This window comes from Kordiimonas marina (genome assembly GCF_023006325.1).
In the GTDB taxonomy this organism is placed as follows: domain Bacteria; phylum Pseudomonadota; class Alphaproteobacteria; order Sphingomonadales; family Kordiimonadaceae; genus Kordiimonas; species Kordiimonas marina.
The window spans coordinates 279,143-297,228 of the sequence record NZ_JAINDF010000005.1; the positions used below are offsets into that span (position 1 = coordinate 279,143).

General features: G+C 56.1%; 18 protein-coding genes. 5 read left to right on the forward strand and 13 right to left on the reverse strand.

Going from position 1 to position 18,086, the window contains the following annotated elements; all coding sequences use genetic code 11:
* Positions 1–6: 6 nt before the first annotated feature.
* On the forward strand, positions 7–438 hold the full coding sequence (locus K6118_RS13105; protein WP_247120823.1) for a hypothetical protein: 432 nt from the start codon (positions 7–9) through the stop codon (positions 436–438).
* A gap of 311 nt (positions 439–749) precedes the next feature.
* On the opposite strand, the gene K6118_RS17635 is transcribed toward K6118_RS13105, so the two are convergent.
* The 13 genes from K6118_RS17635 to K6118_RS13160 all read right to left on the reverse strand — a co-directional run bounded on the left by K6118_RS17635 (position 750) and on the right by K6118_RS13160 (position 12,498).
* Complete coding sequence (locus K6118_RS17635) at positions 750–1,235, reverse strand: prepilin peptidase (protein WP_425531550.1); 486 nt, start codon at positions 1,233–1,235, stop codon at positions 750–752.
* Positions 1,210–2,064, reverse strand: coding sequence for a type II secretion system minor pseudopilin (locus K6118_RS13110; RefSeq protein ID WP_247120824.1), 855 nt, complete (start codon positions 2,062–2,064; stop codon positions 1,210–1,212). The genes K6118_RS17635 and K6118_RS13110 overlap by 26 nt, the downstream gene beginning before the upstream one ends.
* 32 nt (positions 2,065–2,096) lie before the next feature.
* On the reverse strand, positions 2,097–4,277 hold the full coding sequence (gspD, locus tag K6118_RS13115; protein WP_247120825.1) for a type II secretion system secretin GspD: 2,181 nt from the start codon (positions 4,275–4,277) through the stop codon (positions 2,097–2,099).
* Positions 4,278–4,281: 4 nt separating this feature from the next.
* The gene (locus K6118_RS13120; RefSeq protein ID WP_247120826.1) at positions 4,282–4,755 is read right to left on the reverse strand and encodes a hypothetical protein; all 474 of its coding nucleotides are present in this window, start codon (positions 4,753–4,755) and stop codon (positions 4,282–4,284) included.
* Positions 4,755–5,315, reverse strand: a complete 561-nt coding sequence (gene gspM / locus K6118_RS13125) for a type II secretion system protein GspM (RefSeq protein ID WP_247120827.1) — start codon at positions 5,313–5,315, stop codon at positions 4,755–4,757. Before gspM ends, K6118_RS13120 begins: the two co-directional genes overlap by 1 nt.
* The gene (locus tag K6118_RS13130) at positions 5,312–6,304 is read right to left on the reverse strand and encodes a PilN domain-containing protein (protein WP_247120828.1); all 993 of its coding nucleotides are present in this window, start codon (positions 6,302–6,304) and stop codon (positions 5,312–5,314) included. The genes gspM and K6118_RS13130 overlap by 4 nt, the downstream gene beginning before the upstream one ends.
* On the reverse strand, positions 6,301–6,963 hold the full coding sequence (locus K6118_RS13135) for a type II secretion system protein GspJ (protein ID WP_247120829.1): 663 nt from the start codon (positions 6,961–6,963) through the stop codon (positions 6,301–6,303). The genes K6118_RS13130 and K6118_RS13135 overlap by 4 nt, the downstream gene beginning before the upstream one ends.
* A gap of 3 nt (positions 6,964–6,966) precedes the next feature.
* Entirely contained in the window at positions 6,967–7,362 is a 396-nt protein-coding gene (locus K6118_RS17640) for a type II secretion system protein (protein WP_425531551.1), read from the reverse strand.
* Positions 7,359–7,808 carry a prepilin-type N-terminal cleavage/methylation domain-containing protein gene (locus K6118_RS13140; protein ID WP_247120830.1) on the reverse strand — a complete coding sequence of 150 codons (450 nt, stop codon included), beginning with the start codon at positions 7,806–7,808 and terminating at the stop codon, positions 7,359–7,361. The genes K6118_RS17640 and K6118_RS13140 overlap by 4 nt, the downstream gene beginning before the upstream one ends.
* Positions 7,789–8,241: a type II secretion system major pseudopilin GspG gene (gspG, locus tag K6118_RS13145; RefSeq protein ID WP_247120831.1), complete on the reverse strand. Its 453-nt coding sequence runs from the start codon at positions 8,239–8,241 to the stop codon at positions 7,789–7,791. Before gspG ends, K6118_RS13140 begins: the two co-directional genes overlap by 20 nt.
* A complete protein-coding gene (locus tag K6118_RS13150) occupies positions 8,225–9,442 on the reverse strand; it encodes a type II secretion system F family protein (RefSeq protein ID WP_247120832.1) in 1,218 nt (405 codons plus the stop codon). The genes gspG and K6118_RS13150 overlap by 17 nt, the downstream gene beginning before the upstream one ends.
* Positions 9,442–11,106 (reverse strand): GspE/PulE family protein, encoded by a 1,665-nt coding sequence (locus K6118_RS13155; protein WP_247120833.1) that lies wholly within the window; start codon positions 11,104–11,106, stop codon positions 9,442–9,444. The genes K6118_RS13150 and K6118_RS13155 overlap by 1 nt, the downstream gene beginning before the upstream one ends.
* 945 nt (positions 11,107–12,051) lie before the next feature.
* Positions 12,052–12,498, reverse strand: coding sequence for a prepilin peptidase (locus K6118_RS13160; protein WP_247120834.1), 447 nt, complete (start codon positions 12,496–12,498; stop codon positions 12,052–12,054).
* A gap of 310 nt (positions 12,499–12,808) precedes the next feature.
* On the opposite strand from K6118_RS13160, the gene K6118_RS13165 reads away from it, so the two are divergent.
* The 4 genes from K6118_RS13165 to gspF all read left to right on the forward strand — a co-directional run bounded on the left by K6118_RS13165 (position 12,809) and on the right by gspF (position 18,071).
* A complete protein-coding gene (locus K6118_RS13165; RefSeq protein ID WP_247120835.1) occupies positions 12,809–13,324 on the forward strand; it encodes a type II secretion system protein N in 516 nt (171 codons plus the stop codon).
* Between the two features lie 62 nt (positions 13,325–13,386).
* Entirely contained in the window at positions 13,387–15,369 is a 1,983-nt protein-coding gene (gene gspD / locus K6118_RS13170) for a type II secretion system secretin GspD (RefSeq protein WP_247120836.1), read from the forward strand.
* A gap of 22 nt (positions 15,370–15,391) precedes the next feature.
* The gene (gene gspE, locus K6118_RS13175; protein WP_247120837.1) at positions 15,392–16,882 is read left to right on the forward strand and encodes a type II secretion system ATPase GspE; all 1,491 of its coding nucleotides are present in this window, start codon (positions 15,392–15,394) and stop codon (positions 16,880–16,882) included.
* A complete protein-coding gene (gene gspF, locus K6118_RS13180; RefSeq protein ID WP_247120838.1) occupies positions 16,869–18,071 on the forward strand; it encodes a type II secretion system inner membrane protein GspF in 1,203 nt (400 codons plus the stop codon). The genes gspE and gspF overlap by 14 nt, the downstream gene beginning before the upstream one ends.
* Positions 18,072–18,086: the final 15 nt, after the last annotated feature.

Consider the following 18,086-nt stretch of genomic DNA (forward strand, 5'->3'; position numbering starts at 1 on the left):
ACGAACATGGCATATTTCTCTTATAAGTATTTCACACTAGCGTGTGTTTTGTTGGCTAGTTCAGCTTGTTCGCAAAATGATGGACAGAAACTCCATAGTGTAAATATTTTTAATCTTCTTGCGGTACCGGAGAACTATTTGGGAGATCGCGTAGTTGTGCCAGGTTTTTTAGCGGAGAACGGCGGTGCTTACTATCTCGTAGGAGGTAAAGATTGGATTGACTATGCAGCGCCGAGCACGGGGGTTGCCATTGAAGTAAAACGCGATAAAAAAACACTAAAGAGCATGAGTGCCTGTGTGGGGAGTTATGTTCAGGTGATTGCTCAGTTTAAGGTGTCAAAGATGACGCATAGATATGCTCTCATGTACTTGGAAAGTGTCTCTGCAGACATGCCTGAACATAATGAAATTAGGCCTTGTATTGAGATAAAATCATAGACGGATAGAATTCATCGAAGATTCTGTATTGTTTTATAAGATTAGGCCCTCGGCGTTATTTGGGGGCCTGATCTTTAATAGCTGATGGTTTCACCGCCTTTCAAGCGTAGCTATGTTTTCAAAAAGTTCCTTTCTTTATACACATATATTTGAAGAGGTGTCTCTTCTCAACTTCCGCTTACCGGTGCTCGTTTCTATTGAGAGGCTTTGTTTGTGGTCTGGTTGGGGGCAACATGAGTCAGTTAGTTGTTGAGGTTGACTGCATAATCCACACAATGCCTGAATAAAAACCTGTGATTAGTACGCTTTCCCTAATCTTGCGCGAAAAACACAATCCCAATCGCTGCTAACGCTAGAAACGTCCCAAGTGGAATACGGATTTTGCTGCCCTTCTGTCCGTTTCGATAAGCCTGTAGCGGGGCCCACAGAAGGGCGGCAAGCGAAGCGATAAGTAGGGTGGGAGCGAGCACAGAGGGGCCGAGCCAGGCTCCAATGGCGGAGACCAGTTTCACATCTCCGAACCCCAGGCCGGGGTACCCGCGGCGCCTTTCGAACAAATGCCCAAGCAGGTAAAGCCCTAGAAGGCCAACCACAGCCGAGAGGGCGTGGGCTATCAGGCGCGTGGGCGCCGCATACGCTACCCAGGCAAGCCCCAGCACCAAGAATGGGTAGGTCAAGATATTGGGTAAACGCCGTTCCCGTATGTCATACCAGGCGAGCGCAAGCAGGGCCCCAGCAAAGACGGTCAGGGCGGGCCAAGGCAGGGGGATGTCAGGCGAAGGGACAGCCGTTAACATTGATGGTTACATCCTTTTGGACCGGGCTCAGCATGGCATAAGACATGTCAGCCGTGCTTTTGAACCGCAGGGTGGTGCGGTAGGTTTTGGAAACACCGTCACTGGTGAAGCTAAGTTTCAGGGTCAGGGACTGACCGCCGATTGTGTTGCTCGTGCCGGCCACTTCGGTGGCGACATTGATGGTATCAGGGTTCGGCCACACCACGCCATTCCACTTATTGTCATAGGCCCATTTATAGACCTGCCGCACATTCTGACCGGCATAGGACAAGTCTACATCGCCATTGAGGGAAGAGACGGTCAGCAAAGGTTCGACGCAGTTGAAGGTCTGATCCGGAAGGCCGAGCAGATATTTCAGTTCCCCCACTTTCTCAAACGGACCGTTCCTGGGGCCGACTGTCAGGCCCGCGGCTTCATATTCTGCCTGTTCAGCGCCTGTGCCGAAAACAATATCGTCCTTGTCCCGCCAGTCGATGATGCGGGCGGCAAGAGCATAGGCATCATCCGCGGGCTCGCCTTCAGCGGCGAACAGGGCGGAAAGCACATCATAGGAGGCGCGGTTGATGTTGATCTTGCCGGTTTCATACTCAACCTCGACATCCACATGGGTGCCCAGAACGTCCAGCCCGCCGCCCCGGAAGGCCTTTTTGACCGGATCATAGAAATATTCCTTCATGAACAGGGTGGCGGCAGACTGGGCGAGCAGCCTGTCTTTCACATCCTGTTCGACCGAGCTGACAGTTTGCCGCATGGATAAGCTGAGCGCCAGGGCACCTGCCGCGAAGATGGACAGCAGAAGCACTGTCCATGTCACGGCAATTAGCGCCATGCCGGCGTCTTGCTTATCCTCAGGCTCCTCCGTCATTTGGTTTTGGCGTTGGCCTTCTTCTTGCCCGGGGCGATGATGTTGCGGAACTCCCGCTGCAGATAGTCCATCACCTCCCGCTGTTCATCGACATTCTGGATGATGCGCGGGGTCAGGAGGACGACAAGCTCGGACCGGCGTTCCACGTTGGTGGTGTTCCGGAAGGCGGCGCCGAGGATCGGGATGTCCTTCAAAATCGGCAGGCCGGATTTGGTCTTGCTGATCGAACGGCGGATAAGGCCGCCCAGCGCAACGGTCGTGCCGTTCTGGATCGCGACCGTGCTGGTCATGCGCCGCTGTTGGATGGTCGGTGCGTCAATGCCGGATGAGGATGTCTGTACGACATCGCTGACCTCCTGTTGGATGTCCAGCATCACCAAGCCGCCATCGTTGATGCGGGGGGTGACCGTCAGGATAACGCCGGTGTCGCGGTACTGGATGGAGTTCACCGTCCGGGCGCTGGTGTTATCGTTGCTGACTGATGAGCTGACGGGCACCGGCACCTGGTCCCCCACCTGCAAGGTGGCCGACTGGTTGTTGAGAACAAGGATCTTCGGTGAGGATATGACCTTCACATCGGTCATCGATTCCAGGGCATTCAGGACGGCGCTGACGCTGCCGCCGTTGGCATAGCCCCAGTTGAAGCCGGGGAACTGGGCGGATGGCGTCGTGTTCTTTCCAAAGCTGATGATATTGTCACCGGTTTCGAAATGCCACTGCAGACCATAGCGCAATTCATTGTTCAGGGTGACTTCCGCGAGCGTCGCCTCGATCAGCACCTGTTTGGGCATGACGTCCAGTTTGTTAAGGGCGGATTCGATCACACTGAATTCGGATGGTGTGGCGAGAATGGCGACTGAGTTGTTTTCCTCGTTGGGGACGATACGGATACCGGACTCTCCCAAAGTGCCGTTCGCGCTTAAGCTGCCTCCGGTCATGCCGGCAATACCGGTCGTACCGCGCCCGTTCTGGCGGTTGCTGATACCTGAGATATTGCCCCTTTGCCCGGTGGATGTGCGCCCGCCGCCATAGGGATAGCCGCCGCTGGCCCCTCTGTTTCCATAGTTGCCGTACCCGCCATAGCCATATCCCATCTGGGTGCCGAGGATCATATTCAGGGTGCCCGCCATGTCGGTAGCGCGACCGTTTTTGACCTGATAGACATAGATGCGTCGGCCGGGCGAACTTTCACCAATATCCAGCTTGTTGATCCAGAACTCGATCGACTGCAGCGTTTCCTTTTTGGGGGCAATGGCGAGAAGCTTGTTGATTCGGGGAATCGGAATAAAACGGACCAGCCCCTTGGTCGGCGTTTTAGGCGCATCAAAAATATCGTTCAGTTCCTTCACGATCGGTTCAACCTCGGCATATTTCAGCGTATAGATCGCGTAGGACATGCCCTTCATCCAGTCGACATCGAAGGTCTCGATCGCGCGCATCATGCCGGTAACTTCCTGCGATGTGCCGCCGAGGATCATATAACCGTGCTCATCGTCGGTTCTGAGGATGCCCCCTTGCGGTGTGAAGGGCTCCATCAGTTCCTTCATGGCGCTCGGGGCGGTATATTTCAGCGTCACGACCTCAACCCCAAACCCTGGAAGGCTTACGCTCGCTGGCAGGTTATGGCGAATGGCCGCGACCCTGTGCGGCGCTTCGGAAACGGGCAAGACTTCCAGGCCATCCGATGTCATGACCAAAGCATAGCCTTTGGTTCTCAGCACGGCCTCCAAAGTATCCCGAAGGGCTGTTTTGCTGATTGCGCCGCTGGTCTCCAGGCTCGCTTTGCCGTTCACACGCGGGTCGATCGTATAGGATTCCTTGAGGGTGTCGGCGAGGACGGCACGGATAATCACCCGCAGGTCGGTATTCTTGAAGGTAAGGGAAACGCCCCCGCTTTTTTCCACCGTCACGGCCTTGATCGGCGGAACTTCCTTGGTGAAGACGCCGGTACCATCAAAATATTCCGCCCGAACGTCTTTCTTTTTCTCGGGAGTGCCGCTGTGTTTGGCGTCCTTCCCATTCTTGCTGGCTTCGGGTGGGATAACCGCCGCAACGTCGTTGAAGACGAGCGAGGCTTTCATGTCGGCTTTTCTTTGCTGGTCCGCGCTACAGCCGATCAGCATGAGAATACAGAGAAGCCCGGCTGTGTTTCTCGCAATGCGTTTGGAAAAATGCATTAAATTAATTCCTACTCGTCATATCCAGTATGCGGACAGTGTTTCCCGACTGTAGGGTGACACTGGTCTGGTCAATTTTCTTCACCTGCCATTGGCCGGCATTGTCGCCTTCTTTGGCGGAAACGGTTTCTTGCGTATGCTTGTTCATGAGATAGACGGTCCGCCCGCCATCACCGCTCCCCATAATTCCGGCCAGAACATAGGGTTGCTCTAATTGCCTGACAGGAGCTGCCTTTTGGGCCTTGGCGACGGCGGCGACGGGTTTTCGCCTATTTTCATGGAAGAGAGGGCGGTCTAACACCTCGGAGACATCCACGGCTGAGGCGGTATTTTTATGCGTGTCCAAGTCCTGGAAATTCCTGGTAATTGGACGCGATGCCTGGCCGGGTAGAGGCCAAAAAATACCGGCAAGGACAATGAGCCCTGCAACAAGGTTCAAGATCAATAAAGTTCGCAAGAGGGGCGAAAGCGACTTCATCACGTGTGCCCTCCACCGTTTGCCTTGAAGCCCGTTACCTCCATCATGACCGACAGGGCAGCAGGCTGCGTCTCGGTCGAGGGCCGTTGCACCCGAAGAGACAAGCGGGTGACGCGCAGAAGGGGCTCCGCGGTTTCGATGTCTTTCAGGAAAGACACGAGTTCCTCGTGCGTCGTTCCGAAATTCAGTTGGACGGAAATACTCTGAAGCGGGCCAGGCTTCTTGTATCGTGCCAGGGTCCGCATCGATTGGATTGCCGTGTGATTGCGCGAAGCAAGCTGCCGCAAATCTCTTTGCATGAGGGATTGAATGGCGTTGGCATCGCCTGAATAGAGCATCCGGGCCGCAGCTTCATCGCTGAGCTTTTCAAGTTGCTTCTTGATCGCGCTTTCTTCCTTGGGGAGCGCTTGCAACCTCGCCAGCAAGGCAAGCTTCCGAACATAGGTTTCTTCAGTCTGTCCTGCTTCCTGGAGGTCTCGATATACAAGAGACCAAACCGTTCCAATGACGAGGATGGACAGAGCCAGCCATGCGGTTATGCTTTTTAGCTTACCTATCATGATTGGCTCCTTTCCGAGGGCCACTGAACAGTCATATGAACCTCAAACCGGCGTTTCTCCCCTTTGCTTTGGCCCAGGACGGAAGTTAGGCGGACATCCGCGAAGGCGGGGTCTTTCTGGAGTTTGATAACCCAGTCTTCGGGCGAATTGGCGCGCCCGGAAATGCGGAGGCGGTCCCCATTGAGGTTGAATTCGTCAATGACGACGTCGTCCGGGCTCGCTTTGGTAAGGGCGGCCAAAAGGTCAACGACCTGTGACTGATTGTGCACTTCTTGCACTGCATTCGCGAGGTTCTGCAGGGATTTCACTTGTTGCTGAAGGCCTGCGATCTTAATCGTGCGTGTCCGCGCTTTGTGGATAGCCTGGTCGGTTTCTGAAACATGCTGGTTCAGCTTGCTCAAGTAGAAGGATGGTGCCGTGCTAGCGATAAACAGCGCAGAGACTATTGCGGTCACCAGGAAGGTACGTTCAATTCGCTTGCGTCGCTGCAGTGTGGGGAGGCGGAAAGTGACGGCCCCCGCCGACGTTTGTGTGCCGACAGAGCATATGGAAAGCTGGTGTTTCTGGGCTCTTGCCGTGATGTTCTCAACAAGTGTACGGCGCGCGGCTACCAGGCATACGGATAAGTCCGATGTTTCCTCGTCCTTAGTTACCCGGTAACTGGTGACAAGCTTTTCGATTGAGATTGGCATAACTCTGGCCGCTTCCAGGGTTGCGACACGCTTGATTTCTCCTGCTGCAGCCCCAGAAATGCGGAATTTATGTTCCAAAGTTAGGCTTGGATCCAAGACGATATTAAGGTCATGGCCTTGTAGTCGTTCCGCTTGTTTGCCGAAATCTTCGAGAGAGGATATGGCAACCTGAAGAGGCGCGCGTGATGTGGCTAAATGCGGTTGAAGCCACTGAGGAGCACTCGTAACCAGAGCATTGCCCCAAGCTTTAAAAAAGTTAGCCGCTCCCTCAATGGCTGGAGTCCAGAAACCGTTCATCCTGCGTCAGCTCCCGTGCGGCAAGCCCGTGAAACTTCATCAAAAGCGCAGTGGGACCATTCAGTGACAACCAGTGGAGCAACTAAATCGGCCCAAGTGCGGTGTGCATCTTTGAAGCTCAATTTGATTTTAACGGCCTGTGGGAGACCAAAATGTTTGGTCCAACTTGTAACCCATTTTGGATTTGCCGGATCTGTTACTCCATCCAGGTAGGCAAGCGACCATGATGCCACGCCATCAAGCAGGGTTGTGGATTCAACGGGTGCGCTAACATCATAGGACTGAGGGTCTGGGGTGAAGCCTGCGGTGAGTTTCCCATCCGTCACCGAGAGTTGGATACGGTTTAGGGAGTTTGCCCTGGGGTCTGGTGCGGTAGGCGCCACGAAAGTTAGGGAGTCTGGGGTCCCATCAAACGGATATAAACGCAAATCCAGCCGACGGTTGATATCGAAGGGGTACGCACTGGCAAGCCATGACTCCAACCGCTGTCTGACAAGCATGTCGCGTTCGAATGTATCGGCTTTTGACGCTGTCTTCCGCCATACATCGATGCCTAAATGAATACCGGCGCCCAAGGGCATGGCAATCATTGCCATGATCGCAACGGCGACAAGCAACTCCAGAAGTGTGTATCCAGCATCGGAATGGGTCGGGCGCATATGTTACTCCTGCACCCAAAGAATTTGATCGAGGGAGACGGAAGCATTCTTATGTTTTGTGTCCGTTACTGTCACTCTGAGGTGAAGAGGTCTGCCAGGGATAGACTCTTTTGGCAGCCCTGTCAGTGGGACTTCGGAGGCTTCCCATTGCCACTCTCCCTCCGTTCCACTGGCTGGCAGAGCACTCCAGTTGTGGAGTAGAATCTGCTGCTGCATAACGCTCTCGCCATAGGCAACGATCGCCTCCCTATCCTGGCTTCGGGCCAAGTGAGATGGGATGGATGCGAAAATCGGGTATAGGGTGCCAAATGCCAAGGCCATGATTGCCGTGGCAATAACCACTTCCAGGAGGGTAAATCCCGCTTCACCCGACTTTTGGCAATGTGTTAAGGCACTCACTGTTTCACCTCCACAGCACCAGAAATCCAGTCAACCTTGACCAAGACCAACAAGTTATTTCGTTGCACCTTCACGGTGCCACCGGTTGAAGCGCCAGTTGGGAAAAACATTAAACTGCTAGAGCCCGCACTTTGTGCTGTTGGGTCCGGTACATACTCAGCCGATGTGCCGGAGGGGATGTTCAGCTGAATAGAACCAGAACTGAGCAATCCATCTTTGGGGTCGAACGAAAGCTGTGTCACTTTTCCCTCACGCCGGGCCGTTTCCCGCATAGCCCGCAGGCTGTCTGCCAGGTCATTGGCGAATTGCCGGGTGCGATAGGAAGGGATCAGACGCTCATAGATGACAGGCGCGGCTGTCACGACCATGCTGATGATTGCCAGGACCACCATAAGTTCCAGCAAGGTATAACCGGCTTCTGACCGGTTAGTCTTGGTTTGAAACATCCTGGTTTTCCCCGGATCCACCAACAGCACCATCGGCGCCTAAACTGGAAACGGTGACTGTTTGGCCATCAGCAGAGAGGGTATATAAATAAGGACGTCCCCAAGGGTCGTTGAGCTGTGATGCTTTTGGCAAATATGGCCCTTGCCACGTCGTTACCCCATCAGGCTGAACGAGCAAGCTGTTTAGGCCTTCCTGTTGGGTGGGAAAACGGCCAACATCGACACGGAAAAACTCTAAATCCGTGGCTAGCCGGCTGACTTCTGCCCGGGCTGTGTCGGATTTGGCTTTGCCGAATTGCCTCAGCACCATCGGCCCTGCGATACCAATGATAAGCGTAATGATGACCAATACGACTAGGAGTTCCAGTAGCGTATAGCCGTCTTCTTCCTGTGCTAGCGCCTTCAAGCGCTGCTTGCTAAGTAGCGAAATCATTTATGCTCATAATCCCCAATAATACTGACCCCACGAGCATTGAAACAATGCCGCCCATTAACAGTGTGAGTAAGGGCGACAATACCTCCAACGCCTTCTCCAGTTTGCTTTCATAGTCCTGCGCTGCAATATTTGCGGACTCTTCCAGCATCTGCCCCAAGCGGCCTGACTGCTCCCCTACGCGAACGAACTGTAGAACAAGTGGGGGTATCCATTCAATCTTTGCGAAAGCCTGTGACAGGAGGCTGCCCCGTCTGACCGCCCCGCGGACAAGCGCAAGCTCCTGAGTGAGATGAGGCATCCGCACTGCATCGGCGGCCATAGATAGAGCCTTGTCTAACGCGACCCCGCTTCCGGTGCAAACGCCCAGTGTACGGATGAAGCGAATGATGTCGGGTGTAAGCAACCAGGATTTGATCCCAGGTACGTTACATAGTCCCTTCAATAGCTTGGCCTTTGCATTTTCATCACGAAGGACGGCCACGAGCCACAGGGCGACAAAAGCCAATAGGCCTCCAAGGACATATCCATGTTCATTAACAAGCCTGGACAGAGACAGAACGAAGCGGGTGACCCAGGGCAACTTGTCTTCATGTCCGGCAAAAAGAGGCGCAAACTTAGGTAGTACGAATGTCATCACCAGCGTGAATGTTCCGCAAACCATAACCATCAGGATCGCAGGGTAGATTAAGGCACCCCTGACTTGTTCTTTGAAGGAAAGGGCGACATCCATAGAGGCGGCGACACTTTCAAGGGCATTTGCGAGCGTTCCTGAAAATTCCCCCGCCTGGACAGAAGCAACGACCTGAACGTTGAAATATTTCTTATATCCAGACATTGCAGAAGCAAGGCTTTCCCCTTGACGGACCTTCTCCCTCATTAGTTCGACGGCACGGGCGAACAGCTCCTTATTTTGCATTCCGTGCAGAAGTTTGAGTGATTCATCCATAGAAAGACCGGCATTGAGAAGGCGCCCCAAGTCCCTCAAAAACGCCTGAATATCCCTTTGCGAAGGTTCTGAGAAGAAAGCGATCGGTTCATTCAGTCGCATCAAGAATGTTGGCTTTTCCGCGGAAATATCGAGGGGTGTGAATCCCATGCGATATAGCTCTGCAGACGCCGCGGCGACATCTTTGGCGACAACTGTACCTGTCTGGATTTCCCCGTCATGATCGAGAACGCGATAACAAAAGTCCGGCATCAGTTTCGCTCCCGTGTGACACGGAGGACTTCCGTGAGCGATGTGTTGCCCTCACTGACCTTCTGGATACCGTGTTCGAAAAGGGTACGCATTCCGTTCTGCCGCGCCAGGTCCTCTAACTCGGCGCCGGTTTTCCGTTCGATGATCGCTTTTTCCATGGCGCGGTCGATCACAAGAATCTCGGCTATCATGGTTCGCCCGAGATAGCCGGACCCATGACAGGCATCACAGCCTTTTGCCGCAAAGAACGGACCAGCCTCCGAGTCTAATCCGAGGTCTTGAAGGAGTTCAGGCTCGGGTGTGTGTTGTTCTTTGCAGTTTTCGCACAGAGTTCTCACCAGGCGCTGGGCCATGACCACCCGCAATGTGGAGGCAAGCAGATAGTCTTCAACGCCCATATCGACCAGCCGGGCAATGGCTGCAGCAGCACTATTGGTATGAAGCGTGGACAACACCAGGTGACCTGTCAGGGAAGCCTGGATGGCAATGCCCGCAGTTTCCTCGTCCCGGATTTCGCCAACCATGATGATGTCAGGGTCCTGACGCAGGAATGTCCGCAATGTACCGGCAAACGTTCTGCCGATCCGATTGTCGACTTGTACCTGCCCTAGGCCCTCAATCACATACTCGACCGGGTCTTCCACAGTCAGGATTTTATTTTCAGGCTGGTTCAGTTCAGAAAGGCCTGTGTAGAGGGTCGTGGTTTTACCGGAACCCGTCGGTCCAGTGACAAGGACAATACCGTCGGGTTGGCGCAAGGCTGACCGGAACGGTTTTTTCACTATGTCATCGAAGCCCAGGGCATCGAAATTGAGAACCACGGCACCCCGGTCCAGAAGACGGAGGACGACAGCCTCGCCTTGAGCTGTCGGTGCGGTCGATACCCGAAAATCAATTTCCTTGCCGTGAGCCCGCACCCGCATCCGCCCATCCTGGGGGAGGCGGCGCTCTGCGATATCCAAGCCAGACATGATCTTCAGTCGAGATATGACGGCTGCTGTCATGTCCCGGCTTGGACCATTCATTTCAATAAGGATGCCATCAACCCGGAAGCGGATTTGCAGACGCCCGTCGATCGGCTCCACATGAATGTCCGATGCACGTTTTGAGAGGGCATCATCGATCATGCGGTCGACGAAGCGGATGACGGGGGCATCTGCAGCCAGCTCTTTAAGCCGGTCAACGTCGTTGGCTAGGTCTTCAACTTCACTGAGCTCATCGCTTGGGCCTGCATCGCCGAAATAGAGCCGGTTGATGGCGGTTTCGACCTCACGCAATGTTGCGATCTTAGGCCTAACAGGCTTGCCAGTGGCGAAGGATAAAGCCTTTACGGCGTAATCGTTTGTCGGATCGCCGAGGATTGCCTCGATTGTGTCCCCGGCGTCAGTCGTGGGCAAGATATGATAGTGCGAAAGAAAGGTGGGGTTGATGTCCGCTATGCTAAGAGGCTCAAGGGGCCAGTCTTGAGGTTCTGCGTGGGGAAGGCAGTAATGTTTGCCAAGGGCGGCAGCCAAATCTTTTTCAGATAGTAGACCAAGGCCGGTTAGCGTTGCAGCTAATCCTTGGCGCGCCTCCTGCAATACATCCTGCACACGCGCCCACGCGGCGTCGGCCAAAAGGCCACGCTCAACTAAATACCCACCGAAATCGGTGTTTGCCCCCAAAACGAAGTTCCCCCAACTCACTAACCCCACACTTATACGAAACGAGTTGCTTTATTACAACTAAGCAATCTGGTTGCTTAGGCATTGCCTTGACTTTATTGGTGCCTACAAACCGACTAAATTGTCCCGATGGATGTTTTCAAATGATCCGCCAAAATGGCATCTTTCATTGTCAGAGGTGTGTGGATTTCAGCTGGAACAGGGATCTGGCGGATAATCCCATTTTATGTGTCACAAACGTCGGATTATCCCGTTAATTGTGTCACGCAGTCTTAATTATTGCGTCATCGGAATTGCGGAAATGGCAGAAATCTGTGGTGCTCAATCTCACTTTATGTGTCAGCCGACAACATGTAGGCTGACACATAAAGTGAGATTTTTGACGCAATTAGTGGGATTCCGTGACACATAAAGTGGGATTCGAAATCCTTGCTTTCTGCGGGCTTGAGCGCGATTTCGTAATTTTATTGCGGGAGCGTGGGTGCGTTTCCCGCGGCTAATGCACGATTTTCCCGCCTGAACGCTGTGGCCGTCCGATCCCATGCCGCATGAGGTCTTGCCAGCGGGCAAAGCGGGAATTTAAGGTATCTGCAGCTGCAGGAAGTCGGCCTTCCGTCAGAAAGTCGCGATATCGGAAATGCCTTGCTGCATTACATCCCTGATTGACCAGGGTTGACGGTCGGGTTGGGCGGAAAGCTCGGGCTTCAGGAGAATATGCAGCGCTTCAGGCCTGTCTTTCTCAAACTCAGCGACCCCGATCGAATGCAGGCCCAGTGAGTGCGCATCTTTCGCAATGGAAAAGCCGATGCCACCGACTTTCTCTAGAATGATCCAATAGTTTCAGAAGAAGGTGGCGCCGAAGGCCATCTCGGCAACGAGCTGGTCCCGCTTGCCTCGGGACAATCCCCTTGCCAGGTAGCGGATATCGAACGCGTCTAACGTCGTTCAATAGATGGGACCATGCACCCAGATAAGCCAAGCCGCCAAGCAGAGAAACGAGCCGAATGGCAGGCGGACACTGCCGAGTGCCTGCGCTGCTGGTTTGTGGGCCAGGATGGCGAACCCAAGGCCCGTTAGCGACGCCAACAGCAGGACATATGGCAGTGCAGGCCAGCCTAGCCACAGGCCGATACCAGCCAACAGCTTGGCATCGCCGAAGCCAACCCCGTTGCGTTTGCGCAGCCGTCGGTACCCGAGGTTGATCAGCGGGAATAGCGCCAGCCCGGCCACGCCACCTATCAGGTGGGTGCGGCTATCTGCCGAAGGCATGAACCAGGGCGCCATCAGGCCGCTCACCGCTAGCGTGAAGGTCAATAGATTTGGCAGGCGAAAATAGCGCCAATCATAAAGCCCGAGGGCGCTGAGGCAGATAAAGAAGGCCAGCGATGGCAATAGGGGTATGGTACCCAGGAACCATAGTGGCGCGCAGGCGACCGCGACAAAAGTGGGTCGGGATAGCGACCATGATAATGGAATGGACGACACTATCGACCTTGATACTGGCTTCGTGCTGTTCCAGCGCTCTTTATCAATATCAATTTATAAAAAATCCCGCATAGCCTGCTATGCCGATTATCATGATCGACGCCAGGACATTATTCCACGTTAAAAAACTCAAATTGAAAAAGTCAACCCTAGGCTGGCTTTTCGCTATGGAGCGAGTTATGTCACTTATGAGTATATCGGCGCAATGAGGCATGAGATGGGGGAGGTCAACCGACCACAGGAAAAGCGCGGTGCGCAATTGGCGCGGGCGATAGAGATTGCGCTCGGGCTGTTGCTGTGCGCTGTGGCCATAAATATTGGCTGCTCGATATCCACTGGTCTATGGCCGCCACAGCAGGAAGAGGGTGTGGCAAAAGCGCGCCCGATCGACACAGGTGACAGCCGCGATGGTCCGCTCCGATTCGACATGCTGGCCACCACGCAACTCTTTGGCCGATCGATAGCGTCAGCCGATCCCGGCACTCAGCTAGCAGTGACGGAAACGTCCCTGGATGTGTCGCTTCATGGCCTGCGGGTTGCCAGCGATGGTAGTAGTAGTGCCATTATTAAAACACCCGATGGCCAGGAAACGCCCTATCGGGTCGGCGATGAGCTGACGCCTGGCGTCCGTGTCATCGGGATTTACAATAATTATATTTTAATATCGCGCGGCGGCAAACAGGAGCGACTGTTCTTGGATTGTCAGAAAGCTGAACCGTCGACAAACGATTAGCCCGCAACGGATAGTTCCGGGTTTCAGGGGGTAAAAAGGTGATAAGGTTGGGAGTGAAGGCGGTGAAATTACGCCGCTTGGGAGGTTATTTTTTCATTGGTTTTCTTGCCTTGATCATCGACGGTGGCTCGGGGTTTGCCTTGGCCGACGACCAGACGCTCAATTTCCGCGATGCCGACATTCGTGCCGTCATTGATGACGTTGCGCGGATTAGTGGCCGGACCTTCATCATTGACCCGCGGGTCAACGGCAATGTGACCATCATCTCGCACGAAGAACTGCCCAGTGACCAGATCTTCGACATCTTCCTTTCGACGCTTCAGGTCTATGGCTATACGGCGATGCCAACCCTCAACGGGGCCTACAAGATCATCCCCGAAGACACTGCCGCGCAGATGCAGGGATTTGCAACTGGAAAAGTTACTGGAGACCGCATAGAGACCGATATCATCCGTATCCATTCGGTTGACCCTGAGCTGGCTGCCAACATTATCAAGCCGCTGGTCAACAAGTCGGGCCGGGTGATTGCCCATCCCGATGCGTCGCTCCTGATCGTGGTCGACTATGCCAGCAATATGGCGCGCATCCGCAGGATCATTGAAAAGCTCGATCACGACCAGTCGGTTACCCGCATGATCTCGCTCAAGAATATGTCGCCGGACGATATGGCCGACGCGATCAAGGACCTGCGCGGCACCAACCAGAACGACAACCGCCGCCACCTGCACCTGACCGTTGTTCCGGTGGCCGCCAGCAACATGTTGCTGCTCAAGGGCGACAAACAGGCGGTTGACAAGGCCGAAGGCCTGATCAAAACCATCGACGCCCGCAATGCCGACAAGGGCGCGATCCAGGTCATCTATCTCAAATATGCCGACGCCGAACAACTGATGCCGGTGCTTGAACAGGTCAGCCGGTCGGTCGAGGGCAAAAGTGGCGCGGACCCGAGCCAGAGCAAAGGCAAACATCCGGCGATGGGCACCACGGTTTCGTTCCACAAGGCAACCAATGCCATCGTGATCAGCGGGCCGCCAGAGGTCCAGGCCGCGGTCAGGGACGTCATCGACAAGCTCGATATCCCGCGCGCCAGCGTGCTGGTCGAAGCCATCATCGTTGAGGTTTCCAACCGGGCCGCCAAGGAGCTGGGCCTGCAATATGTCTTCACCAACACCACGGGCTCAACCATGCCCTTCACTGCCGCCAGCTATTCCAATTCGGCGGCCAGCATCCTGCAGGCTGCCGGCGCCGCGGTCATCGGCAGCGACACCACCAACAGCGATGGCCTTGACCCGTCGCGCGTGGATGCCTTCAACCATCTGTTCGACCATTATGGTGCCCTGGGCGGCCTGATCAGCAAGGCCGCCAACGGCAATCTGTTCGGGGTGATCCTGAGCGCGCTCGACAAGGATATGGGCTCCAACATCCTGTCGACGCCGTCGGTGATGACCCTCGACAATGAACCGGCCAAACTGATTGTCGGCCAGGAAATTCCGGTGACCACCGGTGAGGCGCTGGGCAGCTCCAACACCAATCCGTTCCGCACCATCGAGCGGCGCGATGTCGGCATCAAGCTTGAGGTCCGGCCGCAAATCAGCATGGGGCAGCACATCAAGCTCTATATCAAGCAGGAAGTGTCGAGCATTGCTGGGCCGGTCAGCCCGGATCAAAGCGAGTTGATCACCAACAAACGCGAAATCGAAACCACGGTGATGGCGGACGATGGCGAGATTATCGTCCTCGGCGGCCTGATCGAGCGAAACCAGCAGTCGACGATCAACAAGATCCCGCTGCTGGGCGACATTCCCGGGATCGGCCAGCTGTTCCGCCACAAGACCACATCCGATGACAAGACCAATCTGATGGTGTTCCTGCGGCCGATCATTATCAAGAGCGCCCGCCAGATGGGCGAGGTCACCGCGCGCAAATATAACCTGATGCGCGAAGAGCAAAGCGTCCACAGCAAAGATGCCGATCCGGCGCTCGACCAGATGCTTGAACAGGTGATCGGGGCCCAGCCGCCGAAACAGGATCCCGGGCACAAGTAGGACAGAGGGTGGGGTTAGGGCAATGACTGTAGGTCTGAGCTATAAATTTGCCAAGGATAATGGCCTGGTCGTCCTCGACCTGGGCGACAGCGCACGCATCGGGCATCTCGCCGAGGTGAAAATGACCGCGCTGGTCGAGGCCCGGCGCACGCTGGCGCGGCCCCTGGTGCTGGAACAGCTGGAACGCGGCGATTTCGACCGCCATCTTTCGGAAATCTATGCCCTGGCCGCCATGTCCTCCCGCGAGGTTGCGGAGGATTTCGACCGCCAGGACAGTATTGACAGTTTGCTCGAGGATATCCCGGAAACCGCCGACCTGCTGGCCAGCCATAACAGTGCTCCGGCGATCCGTTTCGTCAACGGCCTGATTGCCGAAGCGGTGAAATTGCGCGGCTCGGACATTCATATCGAGCCCTTCGAAACCACCTTGTCGATCCGGCTGCGGATTGACGGCGTCCTGCAGGAAATCCACAGCCTGCCGATCAAGCTGGCCGCGATGCTGGCGTCCCGGATCAAGGTCATGGCCCGGCTCGATATCGCCGAAAAGCGGGTCCCGCAGGACGGCCGCATCTCACTGTCGATCGGCGGTCGTTACGTCGATATCCGGGTTTCCCTGCTGCCCTCGCAGCATGGCGAGCGGGTCGTGCTCAGGCTGCTCGACCGCGAACAGACCCATTACGACATTTCGGATCTCGGCATGCCGCCGGCGATGCTGGTGCATTTCAACGAGGCCTTGCTGCAGCCCAACGGCATTATCCTGGTGACCGGCCCGACCGGCTCCGGCAAAACCACCACGCTCTATGCCGGCCTCTCCAGCCTCAACGACCGCAAGCGCAATATCCTGACCATCGAGGATCCGGTTGAATATGCGCTCGAGGGGGTCGGGCAGACCCAGGTCAACGCCAAGGTCGGCATGTCCTTCGCAGCTGGCCTGCGCGCGATCCTGCGCCAGGACCCGGATACCGTGATGGTCGGCGAAGTCCGCGACCATGAAACGGCGGAAATCGCGGTCCAGGCCAGCCTGACCGGACACCTTGTGCTGACCACGGTCCATACCAACAGCGCACTCGGGGCGATCACCCGGCTGTGCAACATGGGTATTCCGCCTTTCCTGCTCGCCAGTTCGGTAAAAGCGATCCTGGCGCAGCGCCTAGTCCGCACCCTGTGCCACCATTGCAAGGCCCCGGCCACGCCGGACAGCCGGACCAGGACCCTGCTCGGCCTCGCCGCTAACGACGACGCCCATGTCTGCAAGCCGGTCGGGTGCCCGCATTGCCGGGGCAGCGGCTATCTTGGCCGGATCGGGGTCTATGACCTGGTGGTGGTCGATGGCCGACTCCGCCAGATGATCCATGACAGCGCCAGCGAACAGGATATGGCGCGCCACGCCTACGCCCATGCCGACACGCTTGAACGCAGCGGCCTGAAACTGGTGGCCGCTGGCCTGACTACCCTTGAGGAAGTCCTCAGGGTCTGCACCTTCAGCGAGGGAGACGCGGATGCAGACCTTTGAATATGAAGCCCTCGACCAGAGCGGCAATCTTAAGAAAGGCTATATTTCCAACGACCATGAGGTGGCCGCCCGGCGCCAGCTGGCCCAAAAAGGCTATATTCCCGTGCGGCTTGTCGAGGCCGCGGCCGCAGGAAAAGTGCGCCCGACCGCCGGCGCCTCGCACCGCGACATCACCCTGCTGACCCGCCAGCTCGCCACCATGATCGGCGCGTCGGCACCGGTAGAGGATGCCCTGGCGGCGATCGGCCAGCAGACCGAAAAGCCGAGCCTGAAACGGGTGATCCTGGCGGCGCGCGCCCATGTCGCCGAAGGCCACAAGCTCTCGGACGCCCTGGCCAGCAGCAGCCGGGCGTTCGGCCCGCTCTATCTGGCGATTGTCGCGGCGGGCGAGCAGTCAGGCGCCCTCGCCCCAACCCTCAACCGCCTCGCCGACTATCAGGAACGCAGCCACCAGATCCGCGCCAAGATCCAGATGGCGCTGATTTATCCCACCTGCCTTGCGGTCGCCGCCATCGCCGTGGTCGCCCTGCTGATGACCTTTGTCGTGCCCAAGGTGGTGGACCAGTTTGCCAGCTTCAAGCAGCAGCTGCCGCTGTTGACCCGGATCGTGATCGTCGTGTCCCACGCCTTCCAGGCCTATGGCCTCTATATGGTCCTGGCGGTGGTCCTGGCGGTGTTCGGCTTTTCGAGGGCACTGAAGATTGAACGCTTTCGAAGCCTTGTCGACCGGAGCCTCTTGCGCCTGCCCGGTCTCAGCTCGGTCATCCGCGGCCGCAACGCCGCCCGGTTGGCCCGGACGCTGGCAACCCTGCTGGCCAGTGGCGTGCCGGTTCTGGAGGGCCTGCGCGCGGCCCGGAAAACCGTCACCAACACTGTCCTTCGGGCCGCGGTCGACGACATGTCCATGAAGGTTCAGGAAGGGGCGAGCCTGTCAACCGCCCTCAAAGGCACCGGCGCCCTGCCGCCAATGGTGATCTATATGGCGGTTGCCGGGGAAAATACCGGCGAGCTCGATACCATGCTCGATAAAGCGGCGGATTATCTGGAAAGCGAGTTCGAAACCCTGATCGCCCTGGCCCTCAGCGTCATGGAGCCGGCGATCATTATCCTGATGGGCGGCATTGTCGCCTCCATCGTGCTGTCGATCATGTTGCCCATTCTGCAGCTCAATTCACTGGTCGGAACATAAAGGAGCCCTCGACCA

What these genes read in the sequence shown, in the direction of transcription:
- K6118_RS13130 (WP_247120828.1), bottom strand. Translation starts at nt 6,304, where the DNA reads ATGAACGGTTTCTGGACTCCAGCCATTGAGGGAGCGGCTAACTTTTTT.
- gspG (WP_247120831.1), bottom strand. Translation starts at nt 8,241, where the DNA reads ATGATTTCGCTACTTAGCAAGCAGCGCTTGAAGGCGCTAGCACAGGAA.
- K6118_RS13135 (WP_247120829.1), bottom strand. Translation starts at nt 6,963, where the DNA reads ATGCGCCCGACCCATTCCGATGCTGGATACACACTTCTGGAGTTGCTT.
- K6118_RS13150 (WP_247120832.1), bottom strand. Translation starts at nt 9,442, where the DNA reads ATGCCGGACTTTTGTTATCGCGTTCTCGATCATGACGGGGAAATCCAG.
- gspE (WP_247120837.1), top strand. Translation starts at nt 15,392, where the DNA reads ATGACTGTAGGTCTGAGCTATAAATTTGCCAAGGATAATGGCCTGGTC.
- K6118_RS13140 (WP_247120830.1), bottom strand. Translation starts at nt 7,808, where the DNA reads ATGTTTCAAACCAAGACTAACCGGTCAGAAGCCGGTTATACCTTGCTG.
- gspD (WP_247120825.1), bottom strand. Translation starts at nt 4,277, where the DNA reads ATGCATTTTTCCAAACGCATTGCGAGAAACACAGCCGGGCTTCTCTGT.
- K6118_RS13105 (WP_247120823.1), top strand. Translation starts at nt 7, where the DNA reads ATGGCATATTTCTCTTATAAGTATTTCACACTAGCGTGTGTTTTGTTG.
- K6118_RS13120 (WP_247120826.1), bottom strand. Translation starts at nt 4,755, where the DNA reads ATGAAGTCGCTTTCGCCCCTCTTGCGAACTTTATTGATCTTGAACCTT.
- gspF (WP_247120838.1), top strand. Translation starts at nt 16,869, where the DNA reads ATGCAGACCTTTGAATATGAAGCCCTCGACCAGAGCGGCAATCTTAAG.
- gspM (WP_247120827.1), bottom strand. Translation starts at nt 5,315, where the DNA reads ATGATAGGTAAGCTAAAAAGCATAACCGCATGGCTGGCTCTGTCCATC.
- K6118_RS13110 (WP_247120824.1), bottom strand. Translation starts at nt 2,064, where the DNA reads ATGGCGCTAATTGCCGTGACATGGACAGTGCTTCTGCTGTCCATCTTC.
- K6118_RS13165 (WP_247120835.1), top strand. Translation starts at nt 12,809, where the DNA reads ATGGGGGAGGTCAACCGACCACAGGAAAAGCGCGGTGCGCAATTGGCG.
- K6118_RS17635 (WP_425531550.1), bottom strand. Translation starts at nt 1,235, where the DNA reads ATGTTAACGGCTGTCCCTTCGCCTGACATCCCCCTGCCTTGGCCCGCC.